The sequence below is a fragment of the Nonomuraea sp. NPDC049480 genome, assembly GCF_044465905.1.
GTDB lineage: Bacteria > Actinomycetota > Actinomycetes > Streptosporangiales > Streptosporangiaceae > Nonomuraea.
On the sequence record NZ_JBITMD010000024.1, the window covers coordinates 63,953 to 89,802 of the forward strand.

Sequence of the window (25,850 nt, forward strand, 5' to 3'; positions counted from 1 at the left end):
CCTGGGCCCCCACTCGCATCAGACGGTCCGTAGCTTAACCAGAGGACATCACGTTTCCACTACCGATATACCAATAAGTCTGAATTGTGAGGTTAGTCGACCTTCCCGGGTGTCTCGGAGGGTTCGGGATCCGGCGACTTCGGGGGCTCCTCCTCGGACTGGCACGCGGGAGTCGTCCCTGTGGCCGTGTCGGCGCCGTTGCCCGCCGCAGGGGCTGTTGAGGCCCGCACGGACCACCTCGTGCCGCAGGGGAGCCGCTTGACGGGGAGGGTGAAGGTCCTGGTGTACGACGTCCCGCCGGAGAGCGTGTCCGACTTCGTGTCGCCGAGCCGGCCGGCCGAGAACGTGACGTCGAGCCGTACCGGCTGGGTGTTCGACGTGCGCACCTGGACCGTCGCCGTGAGCCCGTCGTTCGCGCTCGCCCGGAGGATCGTCACCCGCCGCACCTGCGGCGGGCAGGGGACCGAGGCCCGCCCGGTGTACGTCCTGCCGCCCGCGGTCACCTTCACCGACAGCGTCGAGCCGCAGGGGCGGGACCTGAAGGTGTGGGTGAGCGTACGGGCGTAGGAGGTCCGGCCGGACAGGGTGGCCGCGCGGGTGCCGACCGGGTCGCCGTTCACCGCGAACTGGGCCTGGACGGGGATCTCGCCGGTGCCGCTCGCCGTCAGCCTGATCCGGGCGAGCGCGGCGCGGGCCGGCGCCGGGGGCACCTCAAGGTTGACGCGCAGGCCGGTCACCCGGGTCGGGCAGGGCGGCACGGACACCGAGGTCGTCCTGGCGCCGCCCGGGGCCGCGGGGGAGGTGGCGACGGTCAGCGTGACCGTCTTGCCGCACGGGCGCTCGCCCATCGACCAGGTGAGCGTGCGGGTGTAGGTGGTCGAGCCGGCCAGGCGGAAGCGGTCGGCGCGACCGTCCGTGCCGGAGGCCGTCCAGGTGGCGGTGGCGGTGACGGCGGCGGTGCCGTTGGCGCGCACGGTGATCGTGCCGCGGGCGACCCCGTTCTCGTTCACCGTGAGATCGCCCACACTCACCCCCAGCACCGAGGCGGCCGGCGAGGGCGTGGTCACGGTCGGCGTCGGGGTGGGGGTGGGGGTCGGCGTGGGGGTGGGGGTCCGCGTTCGGGTCGGGGTCGGCGTGGGAGTCCGCGTCCTGGTCCTCGTCGGAGTGGCGGTGGGCGTGGCGGAGGGCGTCCCGGTGGGGCCGGTGGTCGTGGGTGTCGTGGCCTGGCCGCTGGTCGTGGGCGGCGCCGCGAGCGAAGCGGTGGGGCTCCCCTCGGGCAGGCCGGTCTCGGGCGTGCTCACCGGGCCGGTCTCGGAGGTGCTCTCGGGCGTCGACTCCGGAGTCGGTTCCGGGGTCGTCGGCGGGACGGAGGCGAGCTCCGGAGTGATCTGTGTCGGCGGCACGGCCGCCGCCGCGCCGATCGGCCCCGCGGGCGGCCGCTCCCTGTTGGCCAGCACGACCACCGCCGCCACGGCCAGCACCGCGGCCAGCCCGCCGCCCATCGCGACGCGCGTGGCGTTCGAGCGCAGCCCGCGGAAGACCGTCCTGGCGAACGACGTCGACACCTCGGGCGTGGCGTCCGGCGGGGCGGGCAGCAGCAGGGCGAGCAGGGCCACCAGCGCGGCCAGCCGCCGCTTGCCGCGCTCCTCCCAGTCCTCCCCGTACGCCGCCCTGGCCGTGGCCTCCAGCTCGGCCACGAACGCTCGCGCGCTCTCCGGCCGCTGGGCCGGGTCCTTGGCCATCCCCCTGCTGATCAGCCCGCGCACCGGCTCTGGCGCGTCATGGATCGGCACAGGGGCGTGAACGTGCTGGTATCCGAGCACGCTGGGCTCGGTCGAGCGGTATGGCCGGTGCCCGGTCAGGCACTCGAAGAAGACCGCGGTGGCGGCGTACACGTCGGTCGCGGGTGAGGCCGGCCGCCCCGCCCACAGCTCGGGCGCCATGTACGGAGGAGTGCCCTCCGGCCGCCCTGCCACGCCCTGCCGCACGGCGATGCCGAAGTCGACGAGCTTGCTGACCCCGTCGTCCCTGACGAGCACGTTCTCGGGCTTGTAGTCCCGGTGCACGAGGCCGGCCGCGTGCGCCCTGGCCAGGCCCAGCAGCGAGCCCTTGAGCACGACCAGCGCGGCCTCAGGCTCGGTCGTGCCGTTCTCGCGCATCAGCGCGCGCAGAGAGACGCCGTTGACCAGCTCCATCACGATGCAGGCGCCACCGGCGTCCTGGATGTACTCCCACATCGTGGCGATGTGGGGATCGCGCAGCGTGGTCAGCAGCCGCGCCTCCGCCTGGAACCTGGCCACGGCGGCGGGGTCGCGGAGCAGCTCCGCGGAAAGGTACTTGATCGCGACCTGGACGCCGGTCTCGTCGTGCACGGCCAGCGCGACCCGCCCGCTGGCGCCCACGCCGAGCTGTTTGATTTCCGTGTACCCCGGAGCGCTCCACTCCATATGCCTCTCCCATCAGGAGCCGGCCCACCTGATGAGACGTGCGATCAAGGAGTCGGGTTTGCCAGGTGGTACCTGATTTATGGAACTACTCCCGATGGAGGATGTGAACTGGCGTATCGATACCTTCTGGGAGCAACGGATCTGGCTGGGGTTCGCCCCACGCGGTGACCAGCGGCAGCACCCCGGCCCACACCGGAAGCGCGTAGTCCTCCTCTTCGTCCACCGGCGCCCCGCGCCGGATCTTGACCGACGCCTCCTCCAGCGACAGCGCCAGCACGGCCGTGGCGGCCAGTTCCTTGCGCGACGGCGGCCTGGCGTAGTCCCACTGGCCCGGCGCGAGCCGCTCGGTCAGGGCACGCAGCCCCGTCAGCCGCTCCTCGGGGTCCGTCACCAGCCTGGCCCGGCCGTAGACGATCGCCGAGCGGTAGTTGACCGAGTGGTGGAAGACCGAGCGGGCCAGCACGATGCCGTCCAGGTGCGTGACCGTGACGCACACCTCGCCGCCGCCGGCCGCGCCCAGTGACTTCGCGCCGGTGGAGCCGTGCAGGTAGAGGGTGTCACCGACGCGCCCGTAACCGGTGGGGACCACCATGGGATGACCGTTCACGACGACGCCCAGGTGACAGATCAGGCCGGTGTCGAGCACCTCGTACAGGTCGTTCCTGTCGGTGCTGCCGCGTTCCTTGGAGCGGCCGAGCGTGGTGCGGGGTGTGGCGGAGAGCAGCATGGTTCGACCGTAGCCGCGAAGTGGACCTATTCTGTAGGGCCACTATCGACCCCTTCGTAGGGACCACTTCCGTGCGCACCTCTGTTGACCTGCCGGTTTCCCTGACGCGGGAGGCGGCCGAGCCGCTCACCGCCCAGCTCGCCGACTGGCTGCGCCGCGCCATGCTGGACGGCACGCTGGCGCCCGGCGAGCGGCTGCCGTCCACCCGGGCGCTGGCGGCCCAGCTGGATGTCAGCAGGACCGTCGTCACGGAGGCGTACCAGCAGCTGTACGCCGAGGGGTGGCTGGACGGGCGGCACGGCTCCGGGACGTTCGTGGCCGACATGGAGGCGCCCACGCCGCCCCGCGAGACCTCATATCCGCCCCCGCCCCCGCCCGCCCCGCCGGTCGACGGGATCGACCTCACGCCGGGCGAGCCCTGGGTGCGCGACTACGACCACGCAGCCTGGAAGCGGGCCTGGCGCAAGGCCGCCGACCTGCCGCCCGGCGCCTCGCCCGACCCGTACGGCCTGCCGAGGCTGAGGGAGCTGCTCGCCGACCACCTCCGCCGCGCCCGGGGCATGGCCGTCGGCCCGGAGAACATCCTGGTCACCCGGGGCACCGGCAACGGCCTCGACCTGTGCGCGCTCGCCCTGCTCGGCGCCGGCACCCGGGCGGGCGTGGAGGACCCGGGCTACCACGTGGCGCGGACGGTGTTCGCGGCCCGGGGCGCCGAGGTCGTGCCGTGTCCGGTGGATGAGGACGGCGTGATCGTGGACGCGCTGCCCGGCGATCTGCGCGTGCTCTACACCACTCCCGCGCACCAGTACCCCCTGGGCGGGCGGCTGCCCATCCCGCGCAGGGAACGCCTGCTGACCTGGGCCAGGAGCACGGGCGCGACGATCGTCGAGGACGACTACGACGGCGAGTTCCGCTACGACGTCGGCCCGCTGCCCGCGCTCTACGGCCTCGACCCGTCGCGGGTGGTGCTCCTGGGGACGCTCTCCAAGAGCCTCTCGCCGGACGTCGGCGTCGGCTGGCTGGTCGGCGACCCCGAGCTGGTCGCCAGGATCGCCCGCCTGCGCCGCGCCGTGGCCGACCGCACCAGCGGGCCCGTGCAGCAGGCCGTGGCGACCCTGCTGGAGCGCGGCGACCTGGACCGGCACCTGCGCAGGATGCGCCTGGAGTACGCCCGCCGCCGCGCCGCCGTCGTCGAGCTCCTCGGACCCGTCTGCCGGCTGCACGGCGACACGGCCGGGCTGCACGTCCTGGCGGAGCTGCCCGCGGCCGTGGTGCCCGCCGTCGTCGAACGGGCCGGGGAGCGCGGCGTCCTGCTCGACTCCACCGACCGCCACCACCACGGCCGCGAGCGGCTGCACGGCCTGGTGATCGGATACGGCTCCGCCTCACTGACCGACGTCAGACGCGGCTGCCGGATCCTGGCCGATCTGATCAGATCTGAGTACCCGGCCTCGCCTGCCTTTGAGTAGCGGACCTCTCGCGTCCGGGCGGGTCCGGGGCGCAGGCTGGCCCCATGAAATGGTGGCTACTGCTCGTCTCGCTGATCGTCACGCTGATCACCGTCTGGCTCGTCCTCTACGCGGGTGTGCCCTTCTCCACGCTCGTCTCGCTGGGCGCCGGGGCGATCAGCCTGCTCTGGCTGGTCGTCCTCCTGACCGTGCCGTGGAACCTGTGCTTCGCGGCCCGCCACGTGGTGCACGAGATCCAGGAGTCCAGGGAGGCCGGCATCCAGGTGGCCCGGCGCCGCGAGGACGAGGCCAGGGGCATCGCCCGCCGCATGCTGGTGCTGGCGATCTCCGGCCACGTGGTGTCCGCCGTGGTGATCGCGGTGATCACGTACTTCTCCGGAGCGCAGATCGGCTACTACTTCGCCGGGTTCTACCTGCTCGCGACGTGCTTCCGCCCGATCGGAGCGTACACCTCGCACCTGCGCGACCGGGTCAGGACGCTGGGCGAGGAGGTCCGCTACCCGCGCGCGGACGTGCTGGCCCTGCGCAGCCAGGTCGAGGTGCTGAACATGACGACCCAGCAGCTCCAGGAACGACTCAGAGAGGTCGCAGCGGAGCTGGCCGGCGCCCGCCACGAGCTGGGGCTGGCCGACCACGACCTGAACCGCAGGATGACGCTCATGACGCGCCGCTTCGACGAGACCGTGGACGGGCTCAGCGACAATCAGGAGATCGTCACAGGGCTGAAGGCCTTCTTGCGGCTGGCCCGTGCGGACGCTCCGTAGGGGGCTCCAGGTCGCGCAGGACCGGGAGCGAGCGGTGGGCGTACACCGGGTCGACCGGGAGCACGTGCCGCGCCCACCAGCGGGCCGGGTCCGGGTCCGGGGACGCCTCGGTGAAGGCGGGGGCGTAGTCGTCGTACGGCGGGTCGTAGAGGTAGCCGGTCGCCACCCCGCGCCGCTCCAGTGCGGCGATGGCCGCGTCCCGGTCGTGGACCAGCAGCGGGACACGGAACAGCGGCTGGTCCAGGTGGTCGCGAACGGCCGGGGCGACGGTGGGAAGCTCGGCCAGCCGCGCGACGCCCGTCAGCCGGCGCCCGCGCTCGGCGGGGACCTTGGCCAGGCGCCTGGATTGGTACCAGCGGGCCAGTCCGCCGCGGCGGGAGCGGTAGTCATGCAGGTCGGCGCGTACCCAGGGGTCGAAGGGCGGCAGCTCGGGGATCTCCTTGAGCGCTGCCTTCAGGTCCTCGGGGTCGAGCGCGATGCGGTAGCCCTCGCGCTCCTCCTGCATCCCGAGGGCGCGCATGAGCGCGAGCGCCGGGCGTACGAGATCGAGCTTGAGCGCCGCCTGGCGGGCCATCGAGGTGGCCACGCTGATCAGGTCGGCCCTGAACGAGCCCTTGGCGAGCAGCTCGTCGCGGGCGCGTTCGAGGGCCCGCAGGTCGGACTCCCGCTCCACGGCCAGCACGCCGCCCGATCCCGCGCCCGGGTGCTTGGAGAGGCTGAAGACCGCCGCCTGGCCGAACGTCCCCACCGGCCGGCCGCCGACGCTCGTCTCCATGGCATGCGCCACGTCCTCGATGAGGATCTTCCCGGCGAGGGCGGGGGCGTCGTCGGGGAGGCCGTACAGGTTGGTCGTCAGGACGGCGTCCACCGCCGAGAGATCGACGCGGGAGACGTCGATGTTGCCGTCGCGCGGGGACAGCGGCGCGATCACCGGGCGCAGGCCCGCCGCGAGCACGAGGAAGAGGATCTCGTCGGCCGAGATGGGCGACATGAGCAGTCGCTGCCCGGGCGTGCACCAGTGGCGTAGTGCCAGGTAGAGGCCGAGCCGGTTGGAGGGGAGCGGCAGGCAGTGACGGCCCGTGCGCTCTTCGATGTGTTTCACCGCTGTATGACGGTACGGAGGCGCCCGTAGGTTTTCAATGCCTTGTCGGCGGTTTTGAGCAGCAACGGGCTGGCCAGCACGGTGGCGCGGGTCTTGCGCGCCGGCACCCGCATCATCCAGTGGAAGCCCGCCGCCGCGCTGGCCCTGGCCACCCGGCCCTCGGCCACCTCGAGCTCGCCGTTCTTGAGCTTGTCTTTGTACTCTTTGTCACCGCGGCCCATGTCGATCACCTGGATCCCGGCCGCGGCGGCCTGCTCGGCCATCGCCAGGTGATGGATGAGTCCGGGGGAGTATTTGGCGTACTGCGTGTCGTAGGCCGGGAACCAGCCGGCCAGCGTCGTGCGCGTGCGCACCCCGAAGTGCCCCGCCACCGGCGCGTCGTCCACGTAGATCATGTCGAGCACCCCGGCGAAGCTGTCCGACTGGGTCGCCAGCAGCCGCTCCACGAGTTCCACGATCCATTTGTGTGCGAACCTGTCGGTCCGTCCCGTGCGCCGGTATTGGTCGGTCTTCCAGCCGAGCAGCGTGCGCATCGGGCCCAGGTCGGTGATCGCGTAGTCGTGGCGCAGCGTCCCGGCCTCGCGCTGGAGCTTGCGTGACTTGGCCAGAGTGGTTTTGTACGTCTTGCCGGACTGCTCCTTCAGTGTCGCGGTATACCGCTCGTAGCCTTCGCGCAGGTCGATGATCGGCGACGGGTAACGCTCGTGCCGCTCGCTCAGCAGCGGCTGCCCGGACACCAGGTGGTCGAACTCGAAGACCGAGAGCCCGCAGTCCTTGATCAGCCGGCGCGCGTCGATCTCCAGGTCCTTGGCGTGGACCAGCCCTTGCGCGTCCGTCAGACCCGCCGCGACCGGTTTGCCGATCCCCATCGGATGGCGCTCAAAGGGGAAGAACCCGACGATGTCGGGCCCGTCGTAGAGAATGGCGACTTGGACGACATCTCGGAGTTCGCCCACCGTGATCGTGAACTCCGGGGACAGGAAGGGGTTGTCGAAATCGGCGCTCGACTCCTGGAGAGCCCGCCATCGACTCACTTCGTTGTGTCCCAGCTCACGGGGGAGGGCAAGGCTTACGCGCATGGGCTCCTACTGACGGCACGCTCTCTGCCGGACATGCTCGCAGAGTGTATTTCCCCAGGGTAAAGGATCTCGCCGGTACTCATCGACGTGGCTTCGGAACGTTACAGAACTGCCAGGTGGCTTTCGTCACCGAGTGGCGTTCTAATGTGGGTCCATGACCGTACCTGGCATTGACCCGCCCCGCCTGGTCGAGTGGATGGGCCGGAACGTGCCCGACGCGGGCGAGCCCCAGTCCGTCTCCCTGATCTCCGGCGGCAGGTCGAACCTGACCTATCTGGTCGAGTCGCGCGAGCGCCGGCTGGTGCTGCGCCGCCCTCCTCTCGGTCATGTGCTGCCCACCGCGCACGACATGCGGCGCGAGTGGCGCGTCATCTCCGCCCTCGCGCCGACGCCCGTGCCGGTGCCCGAGCCGGTCGCCTTCTGCGGCGACGAGGACGTGATCGGGGCGCCGTTCTATCTCATGGGGTACGTGGACGGCGCCGCCGTGCGGACCAGGGAGCAACTCGGCGACCCGCCGCCGGAGCAGGCGCGGCGGCTGTCGGAGCGGCTGGCCGAGGTGCTGGCCGCCATCCACGCCGTGGACTACCGCGAGGTGGGCCTGGGCGACTTCGGGCGGCCCGAGGGGTACATGGCCAGGCAGCTCGACCGCTGGTGCCAGCAGTGGGAGCGGTCGAAGACGGCCGACCTGCCGGAGTACGACCGGCTCGTGGACCGGCTGCGGGCGCGGCTGCCCGCCGAGGCCGCCGGCACGCTGGTGCACGGCGACTACCGCCTGGACAACACGCTGATCCGGCTCGGGGACATGGACATCAGGGCGGTGGTGGACTGGGAGATGTCCACGCTCGGGGATCCGCTGGCCGACCTGGGGCTGACGCTGACGTACTGGCACGACCGGGGGGACGAGGAGCGGGCGGGGATCCCGGTGGCGGGGGACGTGACGGTGGCGCCCGGGTTCATGAACGCCGCCGAGTTCGCCCGGCACTACACGAAGGTGTCAGGGCGCGATATTTCGGATCTTGGGTTTTATGTGGCCTTCGGCAACTTCAAGCTCGCGGTCATCGTGGAGGGTATTCACGCGCGCTTCCGGCAGGGTAAGACCGTGGGGGAGGGGTTCGACCACATCGGCTCGGCCGTGCCGACACTGATCTCCCGCGCCCACCGCATGCTCGACCAGCCCTGAACGTCGTCACCAGGACCCGCAAGGAGCGAGCGCCATGAGCACAGTTGCACTGATCACAGGAGCGGCGAGCGGCATCGGCGCCGCCACGGCGCGGCGCCTGTCGGCGGGCGGCGTCAGGTGCGTCCTCGTCGACCTCGACGCCGAGGGCGTCGAGCGGCTCGCCAAGGAGGTGGACGGCGCCTGGCTGGCCGCCGACGTCAGCACCGAGAAGGCCTCGATCGAGGCGGTGGCGCTGGCCGAGCGGCGCTACGGGCGCCTGGACCTGGTGCACCTCAACGCCGGGATCACCGGCCGGGTCGACCTGGCCGACTTCGACGCCGAGCGCTACCGCAGGGTCATGGGCGTGAACGTGGACGGCGTGGTCTTCGGCGTGCGCGCCGCCGTGCCGCTGCTGCTGCGCTCCGGCGGCGGCGCCATCGTCGTCACCTCGTCGCTGGCCGGGCTCGTGGGCTACTCCGGCGACCCGATCTACACCATGACCAAGCACGCCGTCGTCGGCCTGGTCAGGGCGCTGGCCGAGCCCTTGGCGGCCCAGAACATCCGGATCAGCGCCGTCTGCCCTGGTTTCACCGACACGCCGCTGGTGGCCGAGGCGCGGGAGCTGTTCGCCAGCGCGGGATTCCCCCTGCTCACGGCCGAGGACGTGGCCGCCGCCGTCGAATCCGCCTTCTACACGGACACCCCGGGGACTCTGCTGATCGTCCAGCCGGGCCGGCAGCCGGTGCCGTACCGCTATGCCGGAGTGCCAGGTCCCGCCGGTGGTCAGCGGCCGCCTCGCGTAGATTAGCGGCAAGCCGCATTCAAGCGGGACGGTTACCGTAATGAGGGCTGTGTCATGTCCCCTGCCCTTGTTGCCCAACGCGACCCCGTGAGGAGCCTGCAGTGATTCCGACCGACGGCCGGCACGCGCGCCGACGATCACCCTGGCCGATCGCTCTGGGAGCAGGAGTCCTCGCCGTCGCGCTGGTGGCGGGCATCATGGTGTACGCCTCGAACGGGTCCAAACCCGGCAACCAGTTCACCGGCAGCGAGGTCGCCACCACGATGCCGGCCCAGCCCGCACCCCAGCTCGAGCAGCCGCCGGCATTGAAGGACTGGCCGCGCTGGGGCGTCACGCACACCCAGTACAGCGCGACCAACGAGACCCAGAAGGCCATCGACGAGGCCAAGGGCCTGCTCGGCCGCGTCCCGCTGGTGCAGAACCAGCACATCATGGGCTGGGGCGTCGGCAACCCGGAGCCGAGCCCGGGCCAGTACAACTTCCGCGACCTCGACCGGCGGCTGAAGTTCATGTCGTCGTCGCGGGCGATACCGGTGATCACGCTGTGCTGCGCGCCGGACTGGATGAAGGGCGGGCAGGCCGGGCGCACGGACTGGAGCAAGAACCACACGGTCGCGCCCGAGCCGGAGCACTTCGACGACTTCGCCGCGCTGGCCGCGCGGGTGGCCAAGCAGTACCCGACCGTCAAGCACTTCATGGTGTGGAACGAGTTCAAGGGCTTCTGGGACCCGACCACGAACCGGTGGGACGCCGAGGGCTACACCGAGCTGTACAACAAGGTCTACACGGCCTTGAAGAAGGTGAACAAGGACATCCAGGTCGGCGGGCCCTACATCTCGGTGGGGACCAGCGCCACCCCCGGCCCCTCCGAGCTGAGCGGCCCGTGGGGGACGGTCGACCAGCGGGTGCTGGACGCGATCACGTACTGGATCGACCACAAGAAGGGCGCCGACTTCATCGTGGTCGACGCGGCCTCGATGACGAACGACAAGGGCAACGTCCCCGACGATTTCGGGGCCCAGGCGAAGTTCAGCGCCGTCACGACATGGCTGCGGCAGAAGAGCAAGGATCTGCCGGTGTGGTGGTCCGAGTGGTACGTGGAGCCGGAGAACTCGCAGTGGACGGAGGAGAAGCGGACGGCTGTGCAGGCCACGGTGCTGATGGAGTTCGCCAAGAGCGGCGTGGCCACGGCGCTGTACTGGAATCCGCACAAGAAGGACGAGGGCGAGTGCCCCGGGTGTCTGTGGACGCCGAAGGCGGGGGGCGAGATGCCGATGGCGGGGCTGCTGAGCGGGTTCGCGAAGTGGTTCCCTTCGGGGACGCCGTTGACCGATGTCCAGTCGTCGGACCAGCGGATCAAGGTGCTGGGACAGGAACGTCAGGTCGTCATGGTGAACACGGCGGCCGAGGACGTGACGGCTACGGTCGACGGTCGCCAGGTGACGCTGAAGCCGTACGAGATCAAGTGGTCCGGTCGGGGCGGCGCCTGAGAACCGGCCGCGTACGCCCTCAGACGGAGGTGGGTTTGCGCCAGTACGTGAGGTAGCGCAGCAGCCACTCCACCGGCCCGTACCGGTGCCTTTTGAGCCACCAATGGCTGTAGAGCACCTGGGCGGCGAAGATCCCGAGGGCGATCAGCACCTCCACAGGCGGGCTGACGCGGTCCACGAGCGCCATCCCGTACCCGGTGAAGATCAACGCGCAGATCAGTGACTGCGCCAGGTAGTTGGACAGCGCCATCCGGCCGGGCGCCACGAGAGCCCGGCCGACGCGCGGCAGGTACGGCAGCACCCGCAGGAACGTGGCCGCGTACGCCGCCGCCAGCAGCGGGGCCGTCACCAGGTCCACCGCCTCGCCCCAGAACTTGTGCACGGAGTCGTTCCAGGCCGACAGGGTGTAGAAGAACGCGCCCGCCAGGCCCACTGGGAAGCCGATCCACTGCAGCTTCCGCAACGTCCCGGTGTGGGCGGACAGGTCGCGGAAGACGCCCAGCTTGCCGACGGCCAGGCCGATCAGGCAGGCGGCCAGCACCGCCGGCCCTTGGAAGAGCACGCGCATGACGATGACCAGGGAGAGCTTGCGCACGTGCTCGGAGACGATCTGCCAGAAAGCGCCACCCAGCGCCGCGTCCGATCGGGAGGCTTCCGCCGCGCTGTCAGCGACCCTTCCCGACATGTCCAGTCCGAACGTCGCCATCAGGGCCAGCAGCACGAAGCCGAGCGCCAGCAGCGCCGTCAGGCCGACGGCCAGCAGCACCGCCGTGCGCGGCTTGATCCGGCGCAGCACCAGCAGCGCCATGCCCACGGCCGCGTAGGTCGTCAGGATGTCCCCGGGGAACAGCAGCACGGCATGCGCCAGCCCGAGCAGGAACAGCCCGCCCAGCCGCCGTAGGAACATCGGCACGAAGGGCCGGCTCTGCCGGACGGCCGAGTCGAGCTGGAGCGTGAAGCTGTAGCCGAACAGGAAGGAGAACAGCAGGTAGAACTTGTTCTCCATGAGGAGCGTCACGCCCCACCGCACGCCCCAGTCCAGCGACGAGCTGAACGCGGGCTCCGGTAGCCCGGCCATCCGATAGCCGGAGGCCAGGAATGCGATGTTCACGATGAGGATGCCCAGGAGTGCGAAGCCTCTCAAGGCATCCACAGAGGCGATCCGCGCCCCGGCGCCGGGAGGTCGTGCGTCCGGGGTTACGGAACGTGTCCACTGTGTCCTCATCGAGGACCATCATTCCGTACATCCTGAGCGTTTCCTGTGAATTCAGCTATTTTGGGCGATGTAAACGAACCGTTCAATGATGACCGCAATGGCCACCACGAACGCGGGAACCGCCAGGTAAAGGAGCCGCTTGCGGGTCCTCCGCGCCCGGTTCGGGCCGTTCAGCCGGATGATCTCGTATCCGAGGAGCGTGACCCATGTCACACCCAGTGCGCCGACACCCACCGGCGTCCAGGGTGAGGTGGGGTCGCCGCGTCCCGTGTACGGCCGCGGTTCGGGGGTCTCCGTGCCGCGGACGAACTTCTTCCACGTGTAGAGCGCCGCGTCCTTGTTCGCGTAGACCCGCTTCAGATCCGGCGAGGCGTCCAGCGCCGCGCGGAACCGCTCGCCCCAGTCGGCCGGGAAGCCCTCGTTGAGCTGCAGGTAGCTCACCTGGCCGCGGCTCACCATCAGGTACGAGTTCCGCGGCGACTCCTTCAGCTTCTTGACCGTGGCCGCGATCTGCGTCGGATCCTTGTAGACCAGGGCCTGCTGGTTGAAGCTGACGATCTCGACGTCCCGCTCGCCCCACGGCATGGTCGGCGTGACCTCGCGCCCTTCCTTCGACACCAGGTAGATCACCTGGGCGCTGGGCTTGTCGTGGTCGTAGACGTAGTGCATGGCGGCCACCTCGCCGGTGGTGACCCGCTCGAACTTCTCGTTGCCGTACCTGGCCAGCAGGAACGCGAACGCGAACAGCACCGCGAAGCCGGCGGCCAGCACCAACGAGATCTTCCGGGTGAGATCCGGGTTGAATCGCACGTTCCGTTTGCGCAGCGGCACGGTCTCCTCACGCACGTCCGCGCTGTCGGACGGCAGGTTCGGGAAGAACGCGTACGCGGCCAGCAGGCACGCGCCGGGCAGCGCGAACATGTAGATCCGCAGCCCGATCTCGCCACCGTAGCTCTGCAGTCCCAGCGCCAGCACCGGCACGCACAGCAGAATGAGCGCCGACCGGTCGAAGACTCCGCGCCGCAGCCGCCTGAACAGACCGGTGGCGGCCAGGGCGAGGATCACCACGAGAATGCCGAGACGCGCCTGGAGCACCATCGCGTGCGCCGGGTCGGCGCCCTCGATCCGGTCGCCGGTGTTGCGCTGCAGGTTCTGCAGGATGTTGCCCAGGCCGCCGAAGATCGCGTCGATCTGGCTCGCCCAGAACCCGACCGTCATGTAGCTGATCCAGGCCGCCACCATCAGTCCGAGGAAGAACGGCAGCGCCCACGTCAGCGTGGTCCGCTTGAAGATCAGGAACGCGGTCAGGACGCCGAGCATCATGAACGGCGTGATCTGGTGCGAGGCCACCGACGCGAGGAACAGCGCCAGCAGCATCATGAGCATGAGCAGCTTGTCGGCGCGGTATGTGCCGGTGTTGGCCAGCTCGCCCGGCGTCATCGCGTCCAGCCTGCCGAGCAGCCTGCGCAGGCCCTTGGGCGCGATCGGCTTGGTCCGCGGCTCCACCCGGGCGAACCAGCGCAGCAGGATCGCCACGAACGCCAGATAGAGCGCGAACGTGAAGCCCTGCGGCGAGAAGTAGTCCTGCCCGATCCACTGCACCAGCACGAACAGCAGCGCCGCGAACCACCGCGCCCGCGTGGTCGCCACGACCTGGCGCAGGATCAGCACGAAGGGGAGGAGATAGAGCAGGTTCGACAGGAGCGGCGTCCACAGGAGGATCGGCGTCAGGTCGGTGATGCCGGCGGCCTTCGTCACGAACGCGAACAACGCGAAGAAGCCCGGCCACCCCATGCGGGCGTCGATGCTGATGGCCGTCTCGCCGGTTCTGCTGATGAACTCCACAAAACCGGCATGGATGTACGCCGTGGGGAAGCGGGGCTCCTCGGCGACGAGGGCGCCCGCGCCGTGCAGGGCGAACGTGATGGCGGCGATCTGGAACAGGAGCAGGAACTTGCGGTCCGTGCTCTGGGCGACCGTGACGAAGAACGACGCGATCATGATCAGGATAGCGATGAAGGCCGTGGCCGGGAGCGCCGAGATCAGGCCCAGGCCGTCGATGTCATTGGCATCCACGCCGCGCAGCGGGCCAGGGGAGACCTTGAGGGCGAGGACGTACATGATCAGGCCCTCGAGGACCAGCAGGACGGGCAGCCACTTGGGGGCGCCGGCGACCAGCGCGCCGATCCGGCCCGCGGCGGGGCGCGGCTGGGGCGCCGCCTGCTGCTGCGGCACAGCCTGCTCGGGAAGGCCCTGCGGCGCGCCGACCGCCGTCCCGGCTCCGGCCGCGCCCTTGGACGGCGCTCCAACGGGCTGCACCAGCGCGGCCAGCCCGCTGGGGGCCGGCGCCGCCGTGGACGGCCTGCCGGATGCCGGTGCTCCCGCCGCCGTGCCCTTGGCGCCGCTCACCGGCTGCGGCCCGCTGGGCTGCTGACGTTGCGGTCCGCTGGGCGGTTGGGGGCGCAGCGCGGGGTTGGTCGCTGCCGCGTCGGCCGGTGGCTGTTTCTGGTCCGTCTCCTGCTTCTGGTCCGTCTTCGCCGTCGCGCCGGACGGCTGCGAGCCGCCGGGCGCTTCCGGCTCGTCCGACGACGGCTTGGCACCGCCGGTGGACTCGCCCTTGCCGGTCGGCTGTGGCCCGCTGGCCGGCTGTGGCCCGCCGGCGGGCTGTGGTCCGCTGGAGAGCTGGGGGCGCAAGGCGGGGTTGGTCGCGGCACTGTCCGGGGTCGCCGGCGGCTGCGGCTCCTCTGCCTTCGACGGCTGCGGCTCGTCCGCCTGCGGCGGCGCGGCGGCGTCGTTCTCCGGCGGAGCGTCCGCCGTGCCGGCCTTCTCGGGCGTGTCGGCCTTCTGGGGCGTGTCGGCCTTCTGGGGCGTGTCGGCCTTCTGGGGCGTGTCGGCCTTCTGGGGCGTGTCGGCCTTCTGGGGCGTGCCGGGCTTCTGGGGTGCCTTGGAGCCGCTCTCGGCCCGCTCGGCCTCTTTGTTCCCCTTGGCCTCTTCGGCCTCCGACGAGTCGCCCTCGGGCCGCTGGACGGGCATGGAGACGGTCCCGGCCGTCCCCGCGTCGGAGTCCTTCGCGGTCGGCGGCCGGCCGATGTGGAGAGGACCGGGAATCCGGAACGTCAGCGTCTGGTCCGCCGGAGCGTCGTCCGGATCGTCCGAAGAGTCCGAGCCCCCGGACCCCTCCGGGGCGGAGGGCTCCTTGTCGAACGTCAGCTTCGGGATGATCCCGGTAGCCTCCGGGTCGAAGGGCACGTCTGACTCCTCCTTGTCCCCACGCACGTCCGAGGAGCCGGTGCTCCTCGTTGTCATGCCATCGCCGTCCCGTTGCCTCACGTTGACCATCATGAAGCCCCGGACGACCCCTGGGTGACAGTCGCCTTCGCTGTTTGGCCGAGTTTGAGAACTTTACGTAGATTACCGAAGATCAAAAGTGCAACGAGCAGCTCGCTGAAGAGCAACCCGTACCCCACCGCGTTCACGTGAGCGAACGGGAACAACACCACGGTGGACACCAGCACCAGCACGGCCAGCCCGATCTGGACGACCGCCAGCGTCCGCGCCTTGCTCTGCGCCCGCAACGCGCTCAGGTACACCTCGATCAGCACCCTCGGCAGCACGGCCAGCGACATCAGCCGAAGCAGCAGCGTGCCCTCCGAGGCGAAGTCCGACCCGAAGATCGTCAGGATCAGCGGCGCGCCGAGGATCGCCACGGCGATGATCGGAGTGACGATCATGAAGGCGCGCCGCAGCGCCCGCCTGCAGTTCTCGGCCAGCTGGGCGGGGTCGAAAGAGCCTTCGACGGTCAGGGACACGGCCATGTTCATGGCCAGCAGCTCGATCATGCTGGCCAGCGTGTGCGCCATCGAGAAGCGCCCGAACGTGGCCTCGCCCACCTGCGTGGCGATCACCACGGGCACCAGGTAAATGATCGCCAGGATCGACAGGGTCCCGGGGAAGTCCCCGGCCAGGAACCTTCCGATCTCGCGCAGCCGAGGAGGGTCCTGGACGGGGTCGGCCCGCTTGACGTGCCGCGGCACGACCACGCCGAAGATCAGCCAGTTGACGGGGATCAGCGCCAGCGCGGTCGGGATCACCCAGGAGACGAAGATGCCGCCCTCGGGCAGCGCGCCCGCCAGCGCGACCAGCAGCCCCATCTTGACCACGCCGAAGACGAGGTTGTTCATGGGCACGAACGGGGCTCTGCGCAGCCCGGTCAGCACCACGTCCTGCAGCGTGAAGACGGCCCACACGACCACGGCGGCCAGGAAGAACAGCCCGGGCCCGAACCCGGCCAGCACCGAGTACGTCTGCCCCCACATCGGCAGCGTCAGCAGGAAGCCGACGGCGGCGACCCCGCCGGTGGCGGCGGCCAGGCCGTACCCGCGCAGGATCAGCTCGGGTGTGCGGCGGCCCGCCACCGGCAGGTAGCGGGCGAGCGCACCCACGAACCCCAGCGCGGTCAGCGACGCGAACAGCCGCATCGCCGTGATCACCGCCTGCCCGCGGCCGAACTCCTCGGGCGAGTAGTAGTGGGCGGCCAGCAGCCAGTAGCCCATGCCGAGCACGCCGGTGACGACGGTGTTCGCCATGAGGGCGTAGCCCTGGCGCAAGAGCGGGTTTCGGAGGTCGGTGAGAAGTTTCCGCCAGACGCTAGACATTTCGGCGCACCCGCTGCAGCCCGTACCTCGTGCGCCGCACGACCGCGTACCCCTTGGTGAGGATGCGTTCGCGCAGGTAGATGAGTGGTACGGCGGTGCCTTCGACGGCGCGCTTGAACATGTTGATGGTCGTGCCCTTGCCGACCGTCAACCGGGGGATGGCGAGCATGTCGTGCCGGTCCGCGGCGATCGTGTTGTTCACGGCACAGGCGGCGAAATAGCCGGCCTTGCGGACTTCCTGGCGCACACGCGCGCTGGAGTAGCCGTACGGATACGCCATGGTGGCGACCGGCGCGCCGATCTTCTCCTCCAGCAGGCCCTTGTTCCTGCGCAGCTCCTGCCGCAGGTCCTCGGTGCGGAGTTGGTCCAGCTGCGGGTGGCTGTGGCTGTGGCCGCCGATCTCGATGCCGGTCTGCGCGGCCTCGCGGGCCTGGCCCCAGGACAACATGTCGTCCAGTGGCCGGCCCGCGGCGTCCTGACCCGCGTCGGAGACCCAGCCGCTGGTCAGGAAGACCGTGGCCGGGAAGGCATGCTTCTCCAGCAACGGCAGCGCCTGACTGTGGAAGTCGGCGTAGCCGTCGTCGAAGGTCACCACGATCGGCTTGTCCGGCACCGTGCGGCCGTCGATCTTGTTCAGCGCGGCCACCAGGTCACCCAGCGTGAGCGGGGTGAAACCGCTCTCCTTCAGGTAGGCGAGCTGCTCCTCCAGGTCCGAGGGCCGCACCGAGTGCGGGCGGGTCTCGTCGTTGGGGGAGTCGGTGACGGAGTGGTACATCAGGATCGGTACCCGGATCATGATCGTGCCACCTTAAGCCGTACAGAACCCACCACGTATCCCCAGGTCGTCCAGGCCAGCCCGATCACGATCGCGGCCGCCCTGCCGAGCCCGCCCAGGTCGCCGCGCAGGGCGTCGCCGACCCCGCGCAGCGCGCCCAGCGGCAGCGTCTTGAGCGCGTGCGCCCGCTCGCTGGCCAGGCCGTCCTGGGTGCCGACCTCCTGCGTCACCAGGGCCTTCGACAGCCCTTCCGCGTAGCACCTGGACCTGAAGTACGCGAACCGCTCGCGCTGCGTGGACACCTTGTGCCCGATCATCGCGCGCGGCTCGAACAGCATGACCGAGCCGGGCTTGCGCTGGCTCAGCCTGATGCAGAACTCCGTCTCCTCACACCCCAGCGGGCGCGACTTGCGCCCCTGCACGCTGCGCCCGATGCCGCTGTGGAACCCGCCCACCTCGGACACGACGTCGCGCAGGAACGCCGCGTTGCCACCCATCACGTTGCGGATCGGCGCACGTACCGCGGGCATGCCGCGGTACGTGCAGCCGACCGTCCAGTCGAATTCGTACGGGAACCACCGAGGCCGCCGCCCCGACGCCCACAGGGGGTCGGTGCGGCCGCCGACGCCCACCACGCCGGTTTCCTGGAAGCCCTCCTCCAAAGCTTCCAGCCACCCCGGATCCGCGACGGCGTCGTCGTCGAGGAACGCGACGATCTCGCCGTCGGCCGTGGCCACGCCGGTGTTCTTGCCGCCGGACAACCCCTGCTCGTGCGTGTTCTCCACCACGATGGCCTGTGGGTACTCGCGCTTGAGCTTGAGATGCAGGTCGGGGTTGTGGTCGACCACCAGGATCAGCTCGTGTGCCGGGCGGGTCTGATTCTCGACCGACTCGACTGCCTGCCTGATGTCCTCCCACCGGTCCTCGGTGTAGACGCAGATGACAACAGACGTGTTCACAAACGATCCTTCTTACGCGACGCCTCGGTCGGCGGCGGGAGTGGCTGTCGGCTCGGGCTGGTGTTGAGTGGGCTGGCGCTTCCACTCCTTCAGGATGGTCCTGAGCACGCGCAAGCCGTCTCGTACGGCGCGCAGGTTGCTCTCGCCGTGGATCCGGTTGCGCTCGTGGCTCGGCACCTCGTGCACCTTCAACCCGGCCTTGGCGGCCCGCACGTTCATCAGGGTCTCCACCTCGAAGCCGTCGCAGTCGAGGTTGAGCACGTCCAGGTGGCGGGCCCAGAAGGCGTTGTAGCCGTAGCACAGGTCGGTGTACTTCGTGTGGTACATGACGTTGACGATGCCGGTGAGGACCTTGTTGCCCAGCCGCCGGTTCAAGGTCAGGTCGTCGCTGCCGCCACCCGAGGCGTACCGCGAGCCCTTCACGAAGTCGGCGCCCGTCACCAGAGCGCCCACGAAATTGATGATCTCACGGCCGTCGGTCGAGCCGTCGGCGTCGATCATCACGATGATGTCGCTGGTGCACGCGGCGAAACCGGCGGCCAGGGCATCGCCTTTGCCCTTGCCGGTCTGCGTGATCACTTTGACGTTGGGGCGCAGCCTTTTGGCCACGGCCACCGTGTCGTCGACGGAGTTGCCGTCGACGAGCACGATCTCGTCGATCCACTGGGGGATCGTGGCGAAGACATGGGGGAGGTTCTCGGCCTCGTTCATCGCCGGCACGACCACGCTCACCGTCGGGGAAATGGCCAGGTGCGGGGTGACGGGCGTGAAGCTGGTGGGTGGCGGCATCGAACGGAGGGGTGATGAATGGACCTTGCCGTTGTGCTTGGTGATCTCGGGACTCATGGCGAGGGAAATTCCTTCCGGGCCCCTCCCGTGCTGGCCGGACCGAGCCACCCCCGGGTGCTGCGGGAATGGCGAAGCCGGTGAACGGTGCATTGAAGGGTCCTGTGGAGTGAGGGTGTGCCGGGGTGTTGAGGGAGCGCTCAGCGCGCTCCCGTGGGTTCCTTGACTACTGCGCTGGGTGACTCCTGCTGCTGCTGCATCGAGGTGCGCACCCGACCGAAGCCCTTGAGGACACGGTCGGCCGCCTTATAAAGAGACGGCCGGTCCATGACAATTGTTCGGGCCTTGTTGAAAGGAGTTCGGCCCATCCAGTGGACCGCCGCCGTCGCGGACGGTCGCGAGATACGGCCTTCGGCAACGTACAGGACACCGCTCTTGAGCCAGTCCTTGTACTCCTTGCCGCCCTTGCCCATGTCCACCATGTGCAGCCCGGCTTTCGCGGCGGCCTCGGCCATCTGGAGATGATGGACGATGCCGGGCGAATATCGCGCGTACTCGGTGTCGTAGGCGGGGAACCACCCTACAAGCGTCGTCGCCGTACGGAGGCCGAAATGTCCGGCGACCGGCACGTCACCGGCATAGAGCATGGTGAGGACGCCTGAGAAGTCCGATGAGTTTTCGGCATGCATCATGTCGGTCAGCTCGACGATCCACGGCTGGGCGAACCTGTCGACCCGGCCGGTGCGGCGATATTGGTCCGACTTCCACGCCAGCAGCGTGCGCAGCACCTCGGGATCGGGCGATGCCCACTCCAAGCGCAGCTCGCCGTGCTCGCGGCCGAGCTTGCGCTCCTTGTAGCGGACGGTCTTGAGGTTCTTCGGCGAGTTGGCCTTGACCTGCTCGACCCAGGCGTCGAAGCCCGAGGTGAAGTCCATGACCGGAGCCGGGCGCACGTCCGCTTCGTACGGGGCGAACGTCGGCTGTCCGGCCACTAAGTGATCGAAGTCGAACACGCTGAGCTTGCAGGCCCGCAGCAGAGCCTTCGCGTCGAGCTTCAGGTCGGGAACCGAGATCAGGCCGTGACACGTGGTGAGGAAGCCGCCGAGCGGTTTGCCGATGCCGAAGCTGTGCCGCTCGTACGGGAAGAATCCCGCGATGCCGCTTCCGTCCGAGATGACCGCCACCCTCACGTAGTCGCGCAAGCGGTCCATTGCCACGGCGAACTCGACCGACAGGAACGGGTTGTCCAGACTCGGGTCGGCCTTCTGCAGCTCACGCCATCGGGCCCGCTCGGAGTCACCGAGCTCTCCCGGCCGAACTACCTGGATGTTCACCTTGCCCTGGCCCCCTGTTCGGTCTGCATGCTCTTCCCCCGGTACAGCACGCGGAGCACGTACATGAACCCACCGAGCACGGCGACCGTCGCCACGCCTGCCCGGGGCGACCATGCGCCGAAGAGCAACATGGCCTCGGCGAGAAGGACGTTCAGTACGAGACTTGCCGCGGCTCCCACTGATAGTGCGGCAAGAGGATCACGATCACGCAACAATCCCACCACTGCGGCACCTGGAACCACCAGAAGGAACAGAGAGATCAGGAACGGTCGCAGCGGCGTCTCGATATCGAACAGCGCCACTACCGCTCCCGCTATGCAGGCGAGCCCCACCAACCAGGCGAGGGCTCTGCGGTGCTGCTTGAGCATCTCCTGTATCTCTCCTGCTCTTACTGCTTAAAGCACGTCTGATCGCAGTTCATGGGACCAATCCGTGCCCGGACACGTCAATGCCGACGCTTGGTGACGCGCGCCGGTTTACCCGGCAGGGAGAGATTTCCCATGTGACGTTCAACACACGGTCAAGCGGTCTCGGCCCCCGACGTGGTCCCCAAGTCCACCAGAATGCCCTATCTGGCCCGAGATCTTCGAGTGGGGGAGCGATTTATCCCCGTTTGTCGGCTCGAAGTGAGTCTACTGGGGCATGGTAAGCGCTTTACTCACTGTTCACGCTCTCCACCGAGGAGGTCTCCAGCTCGGTGGGCGACTCGGACGGCTCCGGCGTGGGCGTCGGCTCGTCGGTCGGCGGGTCGGACGCCTGGGGCTCCCGGCCGTTCCAGGAGAGGGAGCAGGTGGCGGTTCCGCCGTTCGAGGTGAAGGAGACCCGGCCGCTGCCGCCGCTGTTCGGGTCGACGACCGTGACCCAGATCAGCACCGACCCGCCGGCCTTGACCGACCCGCCGGCCGGGAACACGTCCAGCCCCTGCGAGGCGGTCGCGACCCAGGACACCGAGGCGTTGCGGGCGCGCAGCCCGATCTTGGCCGCGCCGTCGATCCCGCTCGGGCACGAGGCGGCGAGCCTGGCGGCCGGCGCGGCCCGGCGGCGCGTGGCCGTGGGCACGGTCGCGGGCCTGGTGCTCGGCCGCGAGGCGGCCGGCCGCCCGCTCGGCGTGGACCTGGGAGAGGAGGCGGTGGCGCTCGGCGTGGGCGTCGGCGACGGCGGCTCGTCCTCCTCCGGCACGCCCTCAGGCGTGGGGCTCTCCGCGCCGGACTCGGCGGGGAGCGCCGGCGTGGGGGCGAACTGCGGCGCGGTGTCGTTCGACGCCTCTCCACCGCTGATCACGACCATGGCACCCGTCGCGGCCAGCACGCACGCGCCCGCCAGCATCACCGGCGCCAGGCGGCGCGGCCGGCGCCGGCGCGAGTGACGCTCGGCCGGCACGGGGAACCCGGCCCGGTCGAAGCTGTCACCGCGATCCATGATCAGGGTACGGGCCTGGTCCCGTTCCGGGCTGACGCACGTGTCGATCACCCGGCGGCGCAGGGAGATCGGCGGGAACGCGACCGGCACCATGTCCAGCAGCCGCCCCGCCGCGACCTGCCGGTGCCGCCCCTCCGTGCACACCTCGCAGCCGCCGATGTGCCCCGACAGCCGGCGCCGCAGCAGCGGGGTGAGCGGCCCCTCCCAGGAGTCCACCATCGCCGACAGGTCGGGGCAATGCGCCCGGCCGGTCCTGGCCAGCACCACGGCCGCGGCGGCGATCTCCAGGTGGTCGCGGGCCCGGGCCAGCCTGGCCGCGGCCTGCCGCGAGGTCAGCGCCAGCACCGCGCCGACCTCGGACGGGGTCAGGCCGTGGCGCAGCGACAACTCCAGGACCGCGCGCTCGGTGCCGCCCAGCTCGCCCAGCGTCTCGTGGACCAGGTCGGCCAGCTCGGGATCCGCCTGCTCCTCCACGTCGGGCAGCGGCAGGCCCTGCGCCGGGGTGCCGCTCCGGTGCGCCATCCTGGCCCGCGCCTGGAACCTCGTCAGCGCGTACAGCCACGCCCGCAGCCTGCCCGGCTCCTTCAGGCGCTCCACGCACCCCCGCGCGGTGACCAGGGCGTCGTGTACGGCGTCCGCCGCCAGGTCCCGCTCCCCGGCCAGGGAGAAGGCATAGTCGTGCAGGCGTTCGGCGTACGAGTCGTAGAGCTTGGCGGGAGCGTCGGCGTCCGCACGCCGCAGAGCCTCGACCAGCTCATGATCGTCGCAGCGATCGACGGTCGGCCATCCAGGCACGGATTCCCTCCCCGCAGGTAGGACGGGCACTCAAGCCCCACGCGGAGAGGACGCGGCCTGGTTCGGGCAGGTTCGCCCGCCATGCCCGTTGGGTATGGGTCAGCCGTCGCAGTTCGGGGAGCAGAGGCGCCGCTCCATGCCCTGCAGGAAGAAGTCGCGGACCTGGAGGATGTTCTTGGCGATGTACGCCTCGCCGCCGGTGGCCTTGGCGAGCGCGTCCATCTGCTGCTTGCCTGGCGTCGCGTCCGGACCGAAGGCGATGAGGATGATGCTGACCGGCCGCTTCGGGTTGTAGGTCTCCTGCAGGAACTTCAGGATCGCCGGATTCTTGATCCCGCCGTCGGGGTCGTCGTTGCCCGCGCCGTCCGTCAGGATCAGAATCGTGTTGATCTTGTCCTGCTGGTACGTCTTGACCATCTCCGCGTACGCGGCCTTGAGCGTGTCGTTCAGCCCGGTGTCACCCGTCTCCTTGGCCTGGATGGTCCTGAGCTGGCCGACCAGCAGTTCCTTGCGGAGCGTGCCGTTGATGGTCTCGCTGAGCGGGCCGACCGAGACGAGCTCCTTCCAGTCCTTGCCGCGGCCGTCCAAGTGCGTGGAGAACGTCCACACGCCCAGCTCCGAGTCGGCGGGGAACAGGCTGAGACCCTCCGTTGCGATCTTGCTGATGGCCTGCATGCGGGTCATGCCCGTGCCCGGCACCGGCAGCGCCATCGTCCCGGAGACGTCGAGCAGGGTGAGCAGCCGGGTGCCGAGGTTCAGCCTGGACCAGGTCTGCACCATGCGCGCCACGGTCGCACCGTCGGGAAGGGGGAGCGCCTGCGGCGTCTCCGGCGTGAACCCCTTCTCCTTCGACAGCGCGTCGCCCGCCTTGCCGTCGGAGCTGCGGAAGCCCGCGTCACGCAGGACCTTCATGGCCGACTCTGTGGTCAGGTCCTGCTTGAAGTCCGCCGCGGCCTTCAGCGTCGCCGCGTCCTTGGTGAGGATCGTGACCGGGTAGTCGAGGTTGAGCGTGCCCTCCTCGGGATAGAGGGCGACCACCGGCGCCTCGGGCTTCTTCGCGTTGTGCGCGTAAATCGCCTGCTCGGAGGTGACACCCACCGGGACCTTGCTGCCGGACTTCACCGTGAGGCTGGCCAGCAGCGCCGTCGAGTCGGACGCGAGCTGTCCCGACAGCTCCTTCAATGCGCCGACCAGCGCCTTGTCCTGGCCGGCCTCCTTCGCCGTGCCCGCCGCGGCCAGCAGCGCGGCCAGGCCCGCCGAGTTCTTCTGCGGGTCGAGGGCGAGCACGCGTACCTTCTTGCCCGGCCCGTCCACGTTCGCCACGTTCGCCGCGGCGATCATGCTGGACCAGCTCGGCTTGAGCGTGTCCGACAGCTTCGCCGCGGCCGACTTGGCCGCCGCCAGCACGACGGGGGAGGCCGCGATCGAGCCGTCGGGCTCCGGCAGCGCCTGGCCCGCCGGGGTCTTGCGCATGCTCTCCAGGAGCAGGCTCGAGTCGGCCACCCAGAAGTCGGCGGTTACCTTGCCCGCGGCCAGCGCGTTGGCGGTCCTGGCCGCCGTCTCCTTGGCCACCGTCACTTCGACGCACTTGGTGTCGATCGAGTGCATGGCCTTGTTGTAGTTGCCGGCGATCTTGTTGAGCGCCGGCTGGATGTCGGGGGCCGCGACGACGCGCAGCGGCAGCTTGCCACCCGAGCAGTCATGGTCGCGGTTGAAGATGACGAACGCGGCCACACCGAGGAGCACCGCCAGCGCGACGGCGCCGGCCAGCGGCACGAGTACGCGGCCGCGGCCGCTGCGGGCCCGCCTGCGAGATGGGGGTTCGCCGGCTCTGTATCCGCCGTCGAGCTCGTCTGTGCGGTGTCGCCCCACGATGTCCTCTTAGGTGTGTTGAGACCTTCCGGAGACCCTAGCGGGAGATACTCCGCAATACTCCGGGAACGATACTCGGTGCGGCGAGTGGTGCAAAACCGTCCTTTTGGTGCAGCGATCACGCTGTGTTGCCCAAATTGACCGCAATTGTGACCGGATTGTCGACGATCGCGGCGTCGCGCTCAAGGGTGCACGCATGATCGTCATCGTGCACGTGTGATCAGGATCAGTGGGCGCAGGCGTGTCCGCGCCAGGCCCGCCTCCCCTCCCGTACCGCGACCGCCGCCAGCACGAGCGCCACCGCCGGATCCACCCACCACCAGCCCAGTGTGTTGAGCCACAGCCCGGCCAGGACGCCGGCCGCCATCGCCCCGCAGATCAGGTTCTGGGCACCCTCGCCGGACGTGGCCGCAGACCGCAACCGCCGGCCGAGCCGCCGCTTGGCCAGCCCCAGCAGAGGCATGCTGACCAGGCTGAACGCCGTCACCACGATGCCCAGCACGCTCGGCGCCGCCCGCTGCCCCTCGCCCAGGTCGTAGGCCACGTGCACGACCAGGTACGGCGCGAGCAGCCAGAAGCTCAGGGCGACCGCCCGCCTGGCGGAGCTCTCCGCGCTCGGCGAGAGCGTGCGCGTCCCGGTGAACCGCCACAAGACGATCAGGCTGGCCGCCGCCTCCACCAACGCCGTCAGCGCCCACCCGATCAGCGCCACCGAGTGCGCGGACAGGCCCGCCGCCAGGCCGAGCGTGCTTTCCACACCCAGCCAGGCGAGCGTGGCCACGGAGAGCGCGCGCGCCGCCCGAGCGGCGCGCAACCAATCGGCTGACGCGGCCGGACGCTCATGAATCCGCTGGTCAGGCACCATGAACCCCCGAACTCCCCGGCTGTCCGGCCGTCGGCAGCGATAGGTAACGTACCCATCACGCACGGTGGCCTTGGAAGGGCCCGGCAAAGGATGGTCAAGATTCGCCGCATAATGAGCGTCGATCGCCGGGGGGCG

General features: G+C 69.9%; 20 protein-coding genes. 5 read left to right on the forward strand and 15 right to left on the reverse strand.

What is annotated here, in order from left to right:
- Positions 1–92 precede the first annotated feature (92 nt).
- Positions 93–2,447, reverse strand: coding sequence for a serine/threonine-protein kinase (locus ACIBX3_RS45930; protein ID WP_397126976.1), 2,355 nt, complete (start codon positions 2,445–2,447; stop codon positions 93–95).
- Between the two features lie 85 nt (positions 2,448–2,532).
- Positions 2,533–3,171, reverse strand: a complete 639-nt coding sequence (locus ACIBX3_RS45935; RefSeq protein ID WP_397127107.1) for a pyridoxamine 5'-phosphate oxidase family protein — start codon at positions 3,169–3,171, stop codon at positions 2,533–2,535.
- Between the two features lie 74 nt (positions 3,172–3,245).
- Between ACIBX3_RS45935 and ACIBX3_RS45940 the strand changes: the two genes are divergently transcribed.
- Both ACIBX3_RS45940 and ACIBX3_RS45945 read left to right on the forward strand, forming a co-directional pair.
- On the forward strand, positions 3,246–4,643 hold the full coding sequence (locus ACIBX3_RS45940) for a PLP-dependent aminotransferase family protein (RefSeq protein WP_397126977.1): 1,398 nt from the start codon (positions 3,246–3,248) through the stop codon (positions 4,641–4,643).
- A 44-nt stretch (positions 4,644–4,687) separates the two neighbouring features.
- Positions 4,688–5,407: a hypothetical protein gene (locus tag ACIBX3_RS45945; protein WP_397126978.1), complete on the forward strand. Its 720-nt coding sequence runs from the start codon at positions 4,688–4,690 to the stop codon at positions 5,405–5,407.
- Here ACIBX3_RS45945 and ACIBX3_RS45950 read toward each other — a convergent pair.
- A complete protein-coding gene (locus tag ACIBX3_RS45950) occupies positions 5,358–6,509 on the reverse strand; it encodes a DegT/DnrJ/EryC1/StrS family aminotransferase (protein WP_397126979.1) in 1,152 nt (383 codons plus the stop codon). The genes ACIBX3_RS45945 and ACIBX3_RS45950 overlap by 50 nt on opposite strands.
- Positions 6,506–7,588, reverse strand: coding sequence for a GNAT family N-acetyltransferase (locus ACIBX3_RS45955; RefSeq protein WP_397126980.1), 1,083 nt, complete (start codon positions 7,586–7,588; stop codon positions 6,506–6,508). The genes ACIBX3_RS45950 and ACIBX3_RS45955 overlap by 4 nt, the downstream gene beginning before the upstream one ends.
- A gap of 154 nt (positions 7,589–7,742) precedes the next feature.
- On the opposite strand from ACIBX3_RS45955, the gene ACIBX3_RS45960 reads away from it, so the two are divergent.
- The 3 genes from ACIBX3_RS45960 (at position 7,743) to ACIBX3_RS45970 (ending at position 11,039) form a co-directional block, all read left to right on the forward strand.
- The gene (locus ACIBX3_RS45960; RefSeq protein WP_397126981.1) at positions 7,743–8,768 is read left to right on the forward strand and encodes a phosphotransferase family protein; all 1,026 of its coding nucleotides are present in this window, start codon (positions 7,743–7,745) and stop codon (positions 8,766–8,768) included.
- 34 nt (positions 8,769–8,802) lie between these two features.
- Entirely contained in the window at positions 8,803–9,555 is a 753-nt protein-coding gene (locus tag ACIBX3_RS45965) for an SDR family oxidoreductase (protein WP_397126982.1), read from the forward strand.
- Positions 9,556–9,650: 95 nt separating this feature from the next.
- Positions 9,651–11,039, forward strand: a complete 1,389-nt coding sequence (locus tag ACIBX3_RS45970; RefSeq protein ID WP_397126983.1) for a xylan 1,4-beta-xylosidase — start codon at positions 9,651–9,653, stop codon at positions 11,037–11,039.
- A 19-nt stretch (positions 11,040–11,058) separates the two neighbouring features.
- On the opposite strand, the gene ACIBX3_RS45975 is transcribed toward ACIBX3_RS45970, so the two are convergent.
- From ACIBX3_RS45975 to ACIBX3_RS46025, 11 genes are all read right to left on the reverse strand, one after another.
- Positions 11,059–12,150, reverse strand: coding sequence for a DUF418 domain-containing protein (locus ACIBX3_RS45975; RefSeq protein ID WP_397126984.1), 1,092 nt, complete (start codon positions 12,148–12,150; stop codon positions 11,059–11,061).
- A 156-nt stretch (positions 12,151–12,306) separates the two neighbouring features.
- On the reverse strand, positions 12,307–15,561 hold the full coding sequence (locus ACIBX3_RS45980) for a hypothetical protein (protein ID WP_397126985.1): 3,255 nt from the start codon (positions 15,559–15,561) through the stop codon (positions 12,307–12,309).
- 32 nt (positions 15,562–15,593) lie between these two features.
- A complete protein-coding gene (locus ACIBX3_RS45985; protein WP_397126986.1) occupies positions 15,594–16,910 on the reverse strand; it encodes a lipopolysaccharide biosynthesis protein in 1,317 nt (438 codons plus the stop codon).
- On the reverse strand, positions 16,903–17,706 hold the full coding sequence (locus tag ACIBX3_RS45990; RefSeq protein ID WP_397126987.1) for a polysaccharide deacetylase family protein: 804 nt from the start codon (positions 17,704–17,706) through the stop codon (positions 16,903–16,905). Before ACIBX3_RS45990 ends, ACIBX3_RS45985 begins: the two co-directional genes overlap by 8 nt.
- On the reverse strand, positions 17,703–18,644 hold the full coding sequence (locus ACIBX3_RS45995) for a glycosyltransferase family 2 protein (RefSeq protein ID WP_397126988.1): 942 nt from the start codon (positions 18,642–18,644) through the stop codon (positions 17,703–17,705). Before ACIBX3_RS45995 ends, ACIBX3_RS45990 begins: the two co-directional genes overlap by 4 nt.
- Positions 18,645–18,656: 12 nt before the next feature.
- Positions 18,657–19,490 (reverse strand): glycosyltransferase family 2 protein, encoded by an 834-nt coding sequence (locus ACIBX3_RS46000; protein ID WP_397126989.1) that lies wholly within the window; start codon positions 19,488–19,490, stop codon positions 18,657–18,659.
- A gap of 140 nt (positions 19,491–19,630) precedes the next feature.
- On the reverse strand, positions 19,631–20,764 hold the full coding sequence (locus ACIBX3_RS46005; RefSeq protein WP_397126990.1) for a GNAT family N-acetyltransferase: 1,134 nt from the start codon (positions 20,762–20,764) through the stop codon (positions 19,631–19,633).
- Positions 20,761–21,132 (reverse strand): hypothetical protein, encoded by a 372-nt coding sequence (locus ACIBX3_RS46010; protein WP_397126991.1) that lies wholly within the window; start codon positions 21,130–21,132, stop codon positions 20,761–20,763. The genes ACIBX3_RS46005 and ACIBX3_RS46010 overlap by 4 nt, the downstream gene beginning before the upstream one ends.
- A 286-nt stretch (positions 21,133–21,418) precedes the next feature.
- Positions 21,419–22,978, reverse strand: coding sequence for an RNA polymerase sigma factor (locus ACIBX3_RS46015; RefSeq protein ID WP_397126992.1), 1,560 nt, complete (start codon positions 22,976–22,978; stop codon positions 21,419–21,421).
- Positions 22,979–23,077: 99 nt separating this feature from the next.
- Positions 23,078–24,850 (reverse strand): substrate-binding domain-containing protein, encoded by a 1,773-nt coding sequence (locus tag ACIBX3_RS46020; RefSeq protein WP_397126993.1) that lies wholly within the window; start codon positions 24,848–24,850, stop codon positions 23,078–23,080.
- A gap of 226 nt (positions 24,851–25,076) precedes the next feature.
- Positions 25,077–25,715: a cation transporter gene (locus ACIBX3_RS46025; RefSeq protein WP_397126994.1), complete on the reverse strand. Its 639-nt coding sequence runs from the start codon at positions 25,713–25,715 to the stop codon at positions 25,077–25,079.
- Between the last annotated feature and the right edge of the window lie 135 nt (positions 25,716–25,850).